We start from the raw sequence: 13,077 nt of genomic DNA on the forward strand, positions 1-13,077 counted from the left end.
TGGCTTCGGTCGCCCGACTTCAGGAACGTGGTCATGGGCCCATCGCACCGCGCGACAAAGCCGTCTACCAGGGGAATCCAGAGGGGGAAAAAATCTGTCAAGGGGGGAAACCCAGAGGGGAATTGAGGCCATGATTGGATTCCGCCCACCACAGAGGTCACACTCATGCCAGATCCGTTCGCCGAACTGATGATCCGGCTCCGGAAGGACGCAGGCCGGACGCAAGAGCAGCAGGCAGACGCGATCAACGCTGTCTCCGGCCGGGCAACCCTGACCCGCCGGGAGATCAGCCGCTATGAGAAGTTCGAGAACGTCCCTACGAACCACACACTGGTCCACATCGCGGCGGCCTCCGGTTTCCCCTACGAAGAACTACTGCGGGAGGCCAAGGCCGCCCGCGCCCGGCGAAGGAGGGGGAACGTCCGTGAAGACGAGGACCAAGACGACGTGAAGCGCCGCACGCTGCTGGGCAGCGCCGCCATCGGCGTAAGCGCGGCTGCCGAGCCCTGGGGGCGGCTCGCCTTCGCTCTCAGCAAGGGCTCCCGCATCGATACGCCGGCTGCGGTCGCGCTCGTCAACCGAGCTGCTGACCTGCACGTCCAGGAACTCAATCTCAGTGCCCGCCGCCTGCAAAGCGCGGTTGAGTCGCACCTTGACGCGATCACGGCAGCCCTGCCTCACGCTGGCAAGCACGAGCGGGCTCTCACCATCGCAGCCGGGGAAACAGCCGCCCTTGCCGGATGGGTGGCCTGGGATCTGGGCGAGTACGACAAGGCTGGCGCCTATTACGACGCCACGACTGAGTGCGCGGCAAAGGCTGGGCATCCTCCCCTCAGAGCCTTGGCCCTCACCTACGCCAGCTACGGGGCTCCGACACCGAAGAGGAAGCTAGAACTCCTGTCTCAAGCCTCCCAGGATGTGCGCGGCCACGGCAACGCCACTGCCGCAGCCTGGGTCCTCGGAAGGCACGCGGAGGAAGCTGCCGCGGTCGGCGACGAGACAGGTGCGCTGCGTGCGCTTGACCGAGCACTCTTCGCTTACGACTTCGCGGATCACATCAACGAACAGGCATGGGTCCGCTTCGTGACGCCGTACCGGATGGATTCGTTGGCCCTTTCCGTGTACGGGCAGTTGGGGCGATCCGAACTCGCCGCCACAGCCGACACCGCGGTCGACCGCCTCGGGGACGAACTACCGGATGGCGGCGTCGTCGTCCTCGGTGATCTCGCCTCGGCCCTGCTGCGCGGAGGCGATGTCGAACAAGGCATCTACGTGTCGCGCCAGTTCACTGCCGCATCACAAGCCAAGCCCAACACGATGGGCAAGGAACGCGCCGCGAAGATCGCCGCATGGCTCCCGAACAGTGAACGGGAACTCGCCTATCACCTGCGGCAGTTCGCATCCTGAATCGAGCCCCTCGTCAGGTACGCGGGCAAGCTCAGAACACGACCGCCGTCGCACGGCACGCCGCTCGTCAGTCCCGCGTCGTCTCCTGAACGACCCACGACAGGTACGCCTCCGATCCGCCGGTCACAGCCAGCGTGACCCATTGGGGGACGTCGTACGGGTGCGTCTCGGACAGCCATGTCTCCAGCTGCCGGAGACGGTCAGCCGTCGTCATGTACGAGATACGCCACTCCTGCGCCGTCTCGACTTCGTTCTTCCACCAGTACACGGCGGTAATCGGCCCATCGATGTGAACGCCGGCTGCCAACTTGCCCTCGACCGCACCCCGTGCCAGCGCCCTTGCCTGGTCCTCGTTGTCGATGGTCGTCTGCGCGATCACAATTTCGTTGGCCATGCGGCTGCCTCTTCCAGCTCGGTGTATCACGACCCTACCCAGCCGCCTCTGGTGCTCGCCCGCCGCTTCCGAGGCGTCGGGGGCAGGGGCCAACACCTTAGGCAGAGCCTGGGCTGGCATGATCACTGCATGGCTGAGGGTGAGGAAGCAGTGAGCGTTTTCCAACCTCACGCTGATGCGTGGTGAAGGACGAGAACGGCCTTCACCACGTCGGTGATCCGGTTGGTGCTGCAGCGGAGCTTCCGCAGGAGGCGCCAGCCCTTGAGGGTGGCCATGGCCCGCTCGCCGAGGCAGCGGATCTTGGCGTGGGTGGTGTTGTGGCGGCGCTTCCATCTCTTGAGGCGGCGGCCCCGAAACGGAACCCGGACGGATCCGCCGGCGCCTTGATATGCCTTGTCCGCCCAGCATTTGAGCCCTGCGTCGGCGAGGGCTTCGATGATCCCGTGCGTACGGGCGGCGGTCAGGTCGTGGGTCGAGCCGGGCAGAGCCGGCGAGGCCCAGAGCAGTCGTCCGAAGGGATCGGTGAGGACCTGGACGTTCATGCCGTGGCGTTTGTGTTTCCCGGAGTAGTACGGGGTGTCGGCGGCAATGCGGTCGATCGGCAGCAGGGTGCCGTCGAGGATCACGAACGCCTTCGTCCGGATCGTCTTCATCGCCTCGGCCAGGGACGGGGCGAGGGCGGACAGGGCTTCGACGGCTTCACGTATGTAGCGGTAGACGGTCGCGATCCCGATGCCGAACCCGGCAGCGAGCTGGGCGTAGGTGTCACCGCACCGCAGGTGGGCCAAGGCGAGCAGGGCCTGGCGTGCGGCGGGAAGGCGCCGCCATCGTGTCCCGATCTCCTGTCGCCTGGCTGTCAGTTGTCCGGTCAGGAACCGCAGGGTGCGGTTGGACAGATCAATCGAGGACGGGTAGACAAGCACGCGAAGCTCCTGGCGGACACAGGTGATCTTGGTCGAGAACCCATCTACCAGGGGCTTCGTCGTTGCGCAGGACTGTCCAACTCGCGGTCAGCGCAGACAACTTGTAGGGTCGGGGGCTGGCGCGGTGGCAGAGTGCTTCCGCTCCGTTTCCAGCCCCCGCCGCTTCGAACCGTGCATGCGGTTCTCCCGCACACGGCTCACCGACGCCGTTCACCGGCGGCATTCGGTCTCTCCCGCCAGGGCTTTCCGGCCCTGGGTGCCACGACGGTTCCGTACTGGCTGACCAGTCCGAGTTCGTTCGGGGACGAGATCGTCAGCACCCACCAACCGAAGGCCCGGCTGCGCCGGTGCTTCCTGCTGATGAAGTGCGCGACACGTTCCCGCGCGAAGCGGCCGATCTTGCTGAAGCGGCGGGCAGAGTGGCCGTAACGGAAGTACGCCATCCACCCGCGGAGGAACAAGTTCAGGTCCTCCACGATCGCTTCGGCACGCAGCGGGAGCCTGCGCCGGGCGGTGATCTCCCGGATCCGGTCGCGGGCATGCTGCATCGCCCTGTTCGAGGGCCAGCGGGCGAGGAACTCAACGCGTCGGCGTCCGTACAGTCCCCTGGAGCGGACCTGACGGTGATGGAATCCGAGGAAGTCGAACCCCTCTCCATCCGTCGCCAGATGCACGATCCGGGTCTTGGACGCCTTCGGCCTCAGCCCCAACTCCCCCAGCAGTTCGACCAGTCGGGCAAGCGCCCTCTCTGCCTGACTGCGGGAGAAGCACATCACGACCAGGTCGTCGGCATAACGGACCAGGATCCCGTCGTGCTCGTCCCATGCCCGGTCCAGCCGGTGCAGATAGACATTGCACATCAACGGTGAGATCACACCGCCTTGCGGGGTTCCGGTCACCGGCCGCCGCACCTGCCCGTCCTCCATCACCCCTGCGCGCAGGATCTGCCAAAAGAGCTTGAGGACGGACTGATCGCAGACGCGCTCTTCGACCGCGCGCATCAACTCCTCATGCGGGATCGCCGAGAAGCACTCGGCGATGTCCGTCTCCACCACCCACCGCCTGCCCCGATGATGCTCATCGATCAGCACCTGCAGGGCGTCATGCGCCGAGCGTTTCGGGCGGAACCCGAAGCTGCACGGCAGCATGTCGGCCTCGAAGACCGGCTCGAGCACGATCTTCATCGCGGCCTGCACGATGCGGTCACGAACCGTCGGGATGGACAGCGGCCTTTGCTCGTCCCTCACCCCCGGCTTGGGGATGAACACCCGGCGGGCAGGCAAGGGCCGATACCGTCCCTGCCTCAACTCGTCGGCCAGTTCGCCGAGGAGACGGTCGATGCCGTATTCCTCGACGCCGGCCAGGGTGGTGCGGTCGATGCCCGGTGCACCGTTGTTGGCACGCACCATGGCCCACGCGCGCCGGAGCACATCCCTGCGGTGGATCTTGTCTCCCAGCGCGTGGAACCGCCGTCCGGGATCGGCCTTGGCCGACCGGTAAAGCGCATGCTGCAAGGCGCGGACCTTGTCCGAGGGAGTACGTCCCCCGACGGCGGGACTAGCCATACCGGCACTCACCGGGCCCCTCCTTGTCACCATGACGCACCGACGAAGCAGTGGCCCTTCCCTCACCGGGAGTTGTGTTGTCTCCTCGGCTCAAGCGGTACTACGGCCACCTCCGACGCCCACCCGGCCCGCGTCCACTTCCCGGGGTCACCGGTTATAGGACGCGCCGCTTCCGATGACGTCTATCCGCAGGTCATCGGGCCGGGGAGGGCCTCCCCAGTTCCCGCCGCCACCTTCGATACGTTCCGCGCCCCATACGCCGGGGAGTCCTTCGCGGCTGCCCGTCCAGGATCTTCACCGCTTCCATGGCCTTCACCCCGATTTCGAAGGGCTCGGCACTCCCTCGTTCCACCCGAAAGAGTGGCTGAGTAACGACGCCGCAGGCTTCGCGTGATGCTACGGACCGTATCGTCGCTCCCCCTTACAGGGCCTTTGACGCTGGGCTTCGACGCCGGACGTTTCCCTCCGACGCCGCCAGCCTGCTACCGGGCCTCCTGGCAGCTACCCGGACCGGACTTCCACCGGCAGGCGACGACGAGCTTCCGAACAGCAAGAACACCGCTACGTCACGGTGTCACCTCCTGTTCTGCTGGGCGCACGGAAAAGGCTCAGTAACTGAAGCAGCACCGGTGTCACTCACAAAGACCCCGCGGATGGGCTGGCGACGCATACCGATGTGGGCTGCTGTCGGCGGCATCGCGGTCGTCACAGCTGGCGTCACGCTTTGGGTCTGGGCGCCCTGGGTCGACCGCAGCCCGTTCACCGCCTACACGGTAGGGGTGCAGGACGAGGAGCACACCGTTCCGGGCTCGACACCCGACAGCTGCGTACGCACAGCTGCCTCCGAAGAAGAGACCGTCATCTACGACGAGGATGGTAAGAAACTCGCCTCGGGAAGCGCCGAGCGAGAAGGCGAGCGCCTGGGCTCCGAGTTCGGAGAGTGGGCTGGGGACTGTCTCATCGTGACTCGAATCGACAATATCCCCGGGGGCTTGGGCACATACCTGACTGAGTGGGGCGGAGGCGACCGCACCGAAACCTCGGAAGCGGAGCTGCGCCTTCCCTTGGAACAACGTCGTGAGCGGTTCAAGACGATGGACAAACCGAAGTAGCCCGTGTGCGGTCTACTGGTAGCGGCGGGGCGGGCGTCACGGCCATCGTCGCCTCCGGCTCGGCCTCATCAGCCAAGCCGTCCGGCGCGGGGCCCTGGCAGATCTGCTCGATATGCCACGCACGCTCTCCCGGACAAGTAGCAGCCTGCTTTCGACGCGAAGGCGAACCCACTCCCTCAGCATGACGGCAACCGGCCTCTGACAGCCTGACCCCCCGTCAACTCTCTTCAGGAATGGGATTCCTTCAAAACCGCAGCCACCTGAGCAATAGACGTACGCCATCTACCCAATGAATTGATCTTCCTGACGCGGGCTCGACCCGCCGCACCACAATCAAGATTTCAGCTCAACTGAGCCAAACCTTCTGCCGTGAGGCCTCACAATCCACTGCTTAGATGCTCGACACGGCCGTCGCTGGCGTGACCGCCATCATGCGGCAGGACGGCAGTTCCGAGGGGGTCCCGGCGATGAACCGGATGGAGAATTCCTCACCGCCCTGCCGGGCCAGATAAAGGCGCCGCGGCTGATTCGACGCGGGGTGCGTGATGGTGGGCAGGTCAGGCGCATCCCAGAGCTTACGAGCGGTCGGGTCGGCCCGGACGGTCTCGATCACGACCCGCAGGCGCTCGTCGTTGCGCCACTGTTCGGCGTGAACACGCAGTTGGGCGATCATCGGCAGCGCCCACTCGTCTTTCCAGTTGACGAGCTGCGTACGCGCTTCAGGCCAGGTGAGGGCCCATTCCATCACGTTGAGGCCGTACCGCATCCACGGAAAGTACTCCAGGGTCTTGGCGTTGTACGCCAAGACATCCCAGCGGTGGTCATTGAGATAGAGAGCCCACGTGCGACTCTCCTCGATGAAGGCGCGCATCGGGTCCGGGAGCAGGGCACTGAGGTGACTGACAGGCGCCGCTGCAGGGGCATGCCCACGGGTGACGCGGTAGACGATGTCCCATTCCTCGTCGTTCAGGTCAAGGATGCGCCGAACTGCTTGCAGGAAGGAGTCACTGTAGTTGGCGGGTCGCCCGGCCTCCAGGCTGTTGTACCAACGGCGACTGACGCCGGCCAGCCGGGCTGTCTGGTCCTGCGTAATTCCAGGGGCCCGGCGAGCCCCGAAAGCAGCATCAAAGCCCGGTATGTCTGACGTGCTACGACGCGCCCGCGCTTGCTGCAGAATGCGGGTGACGATCAGGCTCTGCATCCCACTCTCATTCATAACGTTCACATAACGGCAACCAGTGAGACCCGCATCACATTCCCCATGCATTCACACTCCCCATGCCCTGCAAGCCATCCAGCACATCACGGCCTGCATTCAAGGGAGTTGACGTCACACACCTTGTCCAGCATTCGGACCCGGAAGTACCTTCGCCAGGCAATGGGAACTGTCAGTTCTCACCACCAGGATAAGCACGACCTATGCGTTCCTGTTACACGCGGAGTGTCGCCTTAATCTCACTGGCATCACCGCGGCGAGCCAATCGCCGCGATGGCGATTTCAATCCAGTTGGCTGCGTAAAGGATCTTCATGTCGCGCTCCGTTCTGATCATCGGCGGGAACCGTGGAATCGGGCACGCCACAGCCCGCGCATTCGCCCAGCGTGGCGACACTGTCGCCTTCACGTACCGCACCGACGGCCCCGCACCCGATCTCGTCATGGACGGCGCCATGGCCGTGCACTGCGACATCACCGACCCCGAGCAGGTCGAGCGCGCCTTCAAGGAGGTCGAGGCCGACCAAGGCCCTGTCGAGGTCCTGGTCGTCAATGCTGGCATCACCCGGGACAACCTGCTGCTGCGCATGCCGGAGGAGGACTTCGCCGCAGTCCTCGACACAAACCTCACCGCCGCCTACCGGCTGGCCAAGCGGGCCACCCGCAGCATGCTGAAGGCCAGGCGCGGAGGCCGGATCATCCTCGTATCCTCCGCCGTCGCTCTCAAAGGCGAAGCCGGGCAGACCAACTACGCGGCCTCCAAGGCGGGCCTGATCGGCTTCGGCCGCTCGCTGGCGAGGGAGATCGGCTCACGTGGGATCACTGTCAACATCGTGACCCCGGGCTTGACCGACACCGCAATGGCCGCAGCGCTGCCCAAGGAGCGCATCGAGAAGATCATCGGTGATGTGCCGATAGGCCGGATCGGCAGGCCGGAGGAGATCGCTTCGGCCATTTCCTTCTTGGCCAGCGAGGAAGCCGCCTACATCACCGGCGCGGTGGTCCCGGTCGACGGCGGCATCTCCATGGGGCACTGATTCTCCTCCACCACGGCCGGCCGCGCCTCCCTGCGGTGAACAGCCAGCGCTGGCTGATCAGGCCGTCATCCGAGTACGTCGGAGCCTGCTGCCTAAGCTGCAGCCCGCTGCCTCCCTTCGCAGGCGCGGCTGCCGCCGCCCTCCGCTGCGACTTGTAGAGAGTCCTTTAGCAAGGTCTGGATCTTGCCACAGGGCCCGCATATGTTCATCGTCCCTCGCCGGGCACCCCGCCCGGCGGCAAACGACGCTAGGAGCCATCTGCGGAACGCACAATCCAGCAGGGTGAGATAGCCCCGAAAACAGCGACGGCGCCCGTGGAGCGGTAACTCCCGGACGCCGAACGCCAAGTGGCACTCCTGCCCCGGCAAGGGCGGAGATTTACCCACCTTCACCGCACCGGTCCTTTCCTACGAGGCGCACCGGCGCGGGTTTCACCACGGAGGAGAGTCTTACATGCCGCCTGCCCTGCGCAAAGGGCCGGTGTCCCCGCCTCGTGCGGCAGCCGTCCTTGCTTCACCGCCCGATTCCCTCACCGCGCACCGGCTGCTCGATGCCCTTTCGCCGGAACCAGCCCCCGGCACCTGCCCCGCCTGGCGGGTGCCCCGATGAGCCGGGACACCCGCGAATGGGCGTGGGAGCACAGCGCCAGCCGCGGAAACGCGCGCCTGGTCCTGCTGTCGATCGCCGACCGGATCCCCGACGAGCAGTGCGTCGCCTGGGCGTCCCTCACCTCGCTGATGCGGCGTACGAACGCCAGCCGTAACGCGGTGCGTGGCGCCATCACGGCGCTGGCCGCAGCCGGCGATCTGGAGGTGCTCGACGATCTCGACGGCCCGCAGCACAGCACGGTCTACCGACTGCCGCGCGCCGCTGCGTGGCTGGCCAAGGTCGCGGCGGCCCGCACGAACGACCCCGAGGCATACATCGAGCCCCCAGCCGAGGCCGATCCGGTGCCCGCGCTGGACATCGAACGGCTGCGCAGGCACGGCATCTGGCCCAAGACCGGGCCGGAATCCGACCCCCCTCGTCAGGATCTGACCGGGTCGGATTCTGCACCCCCTCGTCAGAACCTGACCCCTCCCCGGGGCACATCCCGACCCCTCCTCGGGTCCGATTCTGACCCCCAGAACCGTAGTGAACCGAAGGTGAACCGTAAGTACAGCAGCAGAAGTGCTGCCGGCATCACCTCCGCTGCGGACTGGCAGGTCGACGACGCGAGCCTGTCCTGGGCCCAGCAGCAGGGACATCTCGCACGCCTCGGCGAGCAGGGCCTGCAGGCCGCCGACGCGAAGTGGCGCCACCACCGCGGCACCTGGAGCCCTCGCCCCGCCGCCACTTGGGCTGCCGACTGGCGGGCCTGGATCGCCCGCGAGCACAGCCCCACCCCCCAGCGCCCACACCTCTACGCCCTGCCCGGCGGCACTCCCGCGCCGCAGGCCGGGATGACCCGCACCGAGGCGCACATGGCTGCCCTGCTCGCCGCCGTCGATGAACCGACTGGAACGGAGTAACGACCTTGGATCGCCGCGAAGTTGCTGCCGTGCTCACCTACGTCGGCCGCCTGGACCCGCGCACCATCCGCACCGACGCGGGCGAGGCCCGCGACCAGCTCGCCATGTGGCACGAGCTGCTCAACGACGTCCCCCTCGCTACCGGCCAGGGCTGGGATGTCCGCGAGACCGTCCGCAAGCTCATCGTGAGGTCGCCGTACCCGATCCTGCCGGCCGACGTGGCCCGCGACTGGCAGGTGCATCGCCGCGACCGTCTGGCCCGGCATACCGACCCGACGCCCGTGGCCGACCCGGACAATCCGAAAGCCTGGAGGGCGGAGTTGCTAGCGGCGCGCGACGCCGTGGCTGCCGGGCAGGCCGCCCCCTCACCGCACCGTGGGATCACTGCGGGACGGCATCGGCCGGGACTCAAGGACCAACTGGCCGCCGTCGGCTCCTACATCCCGCCCGCCGTGCGCGCCGAGCTGGCCCCCTACCGGCCGGCCCGAGCCGCCCGGGAAGTCGCCATCGCCGCCGGAGGCCCCGATGTCCTCGGTGTGCCGTGCGACTGGTGTCACGCCCCCGTGGGAGAGCCCTGCCGCCGCCGTCGCATCAGCCTCGACGGCACGTCCCGGGGCAGTGCACCGCGAGCGACCGCCCATCCCGGCCGCATCGACCGCGCCCAAGAGGTGCGGGCCCGGCAGGCCTCGGCCGCCTAACCGCCCGCCCGCTTCTCCACCGAAACGTTCCGCCTGCGGTGCGACCCCATCCCGTACCCCGAACCCGTCTCGACGCCGACACACTGCACCCCGTCCGCCACCGGTGCCGCGTGCCCCGCGCCCGCCGAGGCGACTTCCGGAGACTGCCTTGCGCCACATCACTACCAACAACACGCCTACTCCGACGATTAGGGGTATCGCCGACCACAGTTGGCAGGAAAGGGCCCGGTGCCACGGCCTGCCGGCCAAGGTGATCGACGAGCTGTTCTTCCACGCGGCCCGCGACCGCTCGGCCATCGACGCCGCCAAGGCGATCTGCGGCGGCTGCCCGGTGAAGAAGGCATGCTTCGACTACGCCCTCGCCAACGAGCTCCGCCAGGGCATGTGGGGCGGGCTCACCGAGGTCGAGCGACGCCCCTGGCACGCGAAGGTCAACAAGCGCCTGGACTACAGCCGCGTCAAGGCAGCCTTCGAAGGTCGCGACGTCCATCTCAGCGACGCCGAGCGTGACGCCGTCACCCGCCACGCCTACGTACGCGGCTGGAGCCCCGAGCGCCTCGCGTACGCCCTGCGGCTCGAACTCGACTGGGCGCGTGACCTCATGCGCAACGCCGCCCATGCTGTCGCCGACCGCGACCGCTACTGGGGCCAGGTCGAACCGGAAGAGGCCGCCGCCGACGACGAGTACGGCCAAGAGGAAGGCGCCTCGGATGCAGACGCCGACGACGCCGTCTCCCCGGTGCAGGTACCCCGCCAGGCGCAGACCCACGCCCTCATCGCCGCTCTCCGAAAGGCCGCATGACTCACCCCATCGCCATGCCCTTCCTGCCTTCTGGTATCGAGCCTGTCCACCTTGTCGCGGCCGTCGGCATGCTCGCGCTGGCGCTGGCCCGATGGTCGGTCCGGCGCCGCTGGATCCGGGCGGGGAGCCCGCGCGCCTCCGCCCCCGCGGTCTGGGTCGCGGCCCTCGCCGCGCTCAACTGCACCGCCTACAGTGCCGATACCAGTTGGCGGTTCGCCGCCGACTACCTCGACATGGGCGGCACGGTGGAGCGGGCCATGATGTTCAGCGCGGCCGAGCTGGCGCTGTTCGCGACGGCGCTGATGGCCCGGCAGAACCTGAGGACCCAGGGAGCACCCGGCCTCCCAGGCGGCCTGGTCTGGGTGATCACCGGGGTGCAGATCATCCCCTCGTACGCCGAGTCGGGCAGCGTGGGCGGCACCGTGCGGGCCTTCGTCGGCCCAGTCATGGCGGCCGTGCTCTGGCACCTGGCCATGGGCATCGAGCTACGACTGCACAAGCCGGACGCCGCCTCGCAAGGACTCATCGCCACGCTCGGACGTGAAGGGCGCGAGCGGCTCCTCTCGCGCCTGGGTATCGCCACCCGCAACCGCGATGCCGCGCAGATCACCAGGGACCGGGCGACCCGCCAGGCCGTAGCCCTCGCCTCCCTGCTCGCCTCGATGCCCGAGGAACTGCGTGAGAGGGGCCGAGGCCGCCGGATCACACATCGCCTCCAGTCAGCTCTCGCGCGATCCGGCGTCGGCACCGACCCGGCGCAGCGCCGTGCGCTTCTGGAGCAGCTGGCTGCCCGACGGCACGCCACTGAACTTGCCACCGTGCCCCTTCCGTCGCCGTGGACGCAGACCTCGCCCGGGCAAAGCGCCGATCGCGGGCACCGGTCCCCTCTTCCTGTGTCCATCCCGACTTCGTCGGTGAACGAGACGCAGGCGAGCGATGAGGTGAGCGCGGTCCCCGACGGCGGTCCCCGAAGTGACGCATCGATCGAGGACCAGGTAGACGGGGACCGAACGGAGCCGGGGACCGGACACGAGCCCGTCGGGGACCGTCCCCACTTGAGCACGGTCGGCCTCGGGGACCGCCCTGCCGAGTACGGCTCGGGCGTACTGCATGAGGGGCAAGAACTGGCAGGCGCGGGCCGGAAGAACGTGCCCGCCGGGACCGAAGAGCCCGACGACGACGCGAGCGGCAGTGCCGACCATGTGCACGAATCCGCTGCTCAAGGAGGCAACAGCCCGTCCCCGGTGCCCACCCCCACCAAGGACGGGGACTGGGAACACCCAAACGCCGAAACGGGGACGCCGCCCGATGGGGACCGCCCCCACACGGTCCCCGACGACGGGGACCGTGAACACCCCGCCACCGATACGGGAACCGAGCCCCCTGGGGACGGTCCCCGCACCGTCCCCGTACGGCGGACCCCGAAGGCGAGGTCGTCCCGGAACCAGCCACGCGGCGGTCACTCCACTCGGTCCCGGCAGCAGCCGAAGCTGAGCGTCGAGGAAATGGTCGAGCGGGTCCGTCCCCATGTGCCCGCGCTACTCAAGCGCGACGGCAACGAGTCTCTGACCCGGGTTCAGCTCCGGGAGATCCTGCGCACGCAGCAGATCCGGGGAGGACGAAACGAGCGCCTGACACCAGTCCTACAGCAGCTCCGCAACAAAGCGAGCACCACGACGGCACGGAATGCGACTCGATGAAGAACTGCCAGCGCTTCGCCCGCATCAAGTCCGGCTTTGAGCAGGACATCCGCCTCCAGCGCGGTCATGCCGAGCGCTACCAGGGAAGCGTGTCGGCGAAGACGAGCGCAAGGAACGCCTTCTCCCTGACGCGCAACATGGCGCGGGCCTTGAACCGGCACCTCAATCGCTGCCCCGAGTGCGGCTGACTTCCGCAAACCATCAGGTCAAACCCCCTGCCTCCAACCGTCCTACCGGGTGGCACGGCCTCTGTCGGCCAACCGCCCTCGCTATGGAGGAACCCCCTACGCGTGCCCGTCACCCGCATACGCACTTGCCGACCTCCGCCGAGGCCGCCGCCTGCGCGGAGGTGCTGGTGCGCCATCAGCACCTGCACGCCACCGTGTTGACCCCCAGCGGCCAGTGGCGCGTCCAGCACCGCGCCGACTCCCCCGTCCAGCTCCTCTACGGCCCAACCGCCATGGTCAATCTCGCCGCCCAAATCCAGCACCGCATCCGCGCCCCGAGGAACCACACTCGATGACAAACCCGATGACATCCCCCACCACCTCAACAGGTAAGCCGGAGTCCAACTCCCGTTCAGCCCGGTCGGGTAGCCGGAGCCCATCTCTGGGCCCCGGCCCCCTCAGAACCGGACGTGCGCCTTTCAACGCATCCGGCTCAAGCAAGCCGCAAGGGCTTCGCTGGACGTCAACTTACGTCCCGATTTCCGTC

The 13,077-nt window shown here is 67.5% G+C and carries 13 protein-coding genes; 9 read left to right on the plus strand and 4 right to left on the minus strand.

The window, feature by feature from the left end; all coding sequences use genetic code 11:
• The first annotated feature begins 165 nt into the window (after positions 1-165).
• On the plus strand, positions 166-1,407 hold the full coding sequence (locus tag HLK59_RS30550) for a helix-turn-helix transcriptional regulator (protein ID WP_171144782.1): 1,242 nt from the start codon (positions 166-168) through the stop codon (positions 1,405-1,407).
• 67 nt (positions 1,408-1,474) lie between these two features.
• Here the strand turns inward: HLK59_RS30550 and cutA are convergent, their stop codons facing one another.
• From cutA to ltrA, 3 genes are all read right to left on the minus strand, one after another.
• Positions 1,475-1,801, minus strand: coding sequence for a divalent-cation tolerance protein CutA (gene cutA / locus HLK59_RS30555; protein WP_171144783.1), 327 nt, complete (start codon positions 1,799-1,801; stop codon positions 1,475-1,477).
• A gap of 167 nt (positions 1,802-1,968) precedes the next feature.
• Entirely contained in the window at positions 1,969-2,724 is a 756-nt protein-coding gene (locus tag HLK59_RS30560) for a transposase family protein (RefSeq protein WP_171144784.1), read from the minus strand.
• 197 nt (positions 2,725-2,921) lie between these two features.
• Positions 2,922-4,238, minus strand: a complete 1,317-nt coding sequence (gene ltrA, locus HLK59_RS30565; protein ID WP_206327769.1) for a group II intron reverse transcriptase/maturase — start codon at positions 4,236-4,238, stop codon at positions 2,922-2,924.
• A gap of 704 nt (positions 4,239-4,942) precedes the next feature.
• Here ltrA and HLK59_RS30570 point away from each other — a divergent pair.
• Entirely contained in the window at positions 4,943-5,401 is a 459-nt protein-coding gene (locus HLK59_RS30570; RefSeq protein ID WP_206327770.1) for a hypothetical protein, read from the plus strand.
• A gap of 391 nt (positions 5,402-5,792) precedes the next feature.
• Here the strand turns inward: HLK59_RS30570 and HLK59_RS30575 are convergent, their stop codons facing one another.
• Complete coding sequence (locus HLK59_RS30575) at positions 5,793-6,602, minus strand: helix-turn-helix domain-containing protein (RefSeq protein WP_171144787.1); 810 nt, start codon at positions 6,600-6,602, stop codon at positions 5,793-5,795.
• 327 nt (positions 6,603-6,929) lie between these two features.
• On the opposite strand from HLK59_RS30575, the gene fabG reads away from it, so the two are divergent.
• The 7 genes from fabG to HLK59_RS30610 all read left to right on the plus strand — a co-directional run bounded on the left by fabG (position 6,930) and on the right by HLK59_RS30610 (position 12,886).
• Positions 6,930-7,652 carry a 3-oxoacyl-ACP reductase FabG gene (fabG, locus tag HLK59_RS30580; RefSeq protein WP_171144788.1) on the plus strand — a complete coding sequence of 241 codons (723 nt, stop codon included), beginning with the start codon at positions 6,930-6,932 and terminating at the stop codon, positions 7,650-7,652.
• Positions 7,653-8,257: 605 nt separating this feature from the next.
• Complete coding sequence (locus HLK59_RS30585; RefSeq protein ID WP_171144789.1) at positions 8,258-9,163, plus strand: helix-turn-helix domain-containing protein; 906 nt, start codon at positions 8,258-8,260, stop codon at positions 9,161-9,163.
• Positions 9,164-9,168: 5 nt separating this feature from the next.
• Positions 9,169-9,861 carry a hypothetical protein gene (locus tag HLK59_RS30590; RefSeq protein ID WP_171144790.1) on the plus strand — a complete coding sequence of 231 codons (693 nt, stop codon included), beginning with the start codon at positions 9,169-9,171 and terminating at the stop codon, positions 9,859-9,861.
• Positions 9,862-10,111: 250 nt separating this feature from the next.
• On the plus strand, positions 10,112-10,663 hold the full coding sequence (locus HLK59_RS30595; RefSeq protein ID WP_346779849.1) for a WhiB family transcriptional regulator: 552 nt from the start codon (positions 10,112-10,114) through the stop codon (positions 10,661-10,663).
• A complete protein-coding gene (locus tag HLK59_RS30600; RefSeq protein WP_171144792.1) occupies positions 10,660-12,363 on the plus strand; it encodes a hypothetical protein in 1,704 nt (567 codons plus the stop codon). The genes HLK59_RS30595 and HLK59_RS30600 overlap by 4 nt, the downstream gene beginning before the upstream one ends.
• Positions 12,360-12,551 carry a hypothetical protein gene (locus tag HLK59_RS30605; RefSeq protein WP_171144793.1) on the plus strand — a complete coding sequence of 64 codons (192 nt, stop codon included), beginning with the start codon at positions 12,360-12,362 and terminating at the stop codon, positions 12,549-12,551. Before HLK59_RS30600 ends, HLK59_RS30605 begins: the two co-directional genes overlap by 4 nt.
• A 125-nt stretch (positions 12,552-12,676) precedes the next feature.
• Positions 12,677-12,886: a hypothetical protein gene (locus tag HLK59_RS30610; protein ID WP_240982731.1), complete on the plus strand. Its 210-nt coding sequence runs from the start codon at positions 12,677-12,679 to the stop codon at positions 12,884-12,886.
• Positions 12,887-13,077: the final 191 nt, after the last annotated feature.

Source organism: Streptomyces sp. S3(2020), assembly GCF_013044505.1.
Taxonomy (GTDB): Bacteria; Actinomycetota; Actinomycetes; order Streptomycetales; family Streptomycetaceae; genus Streptomyces.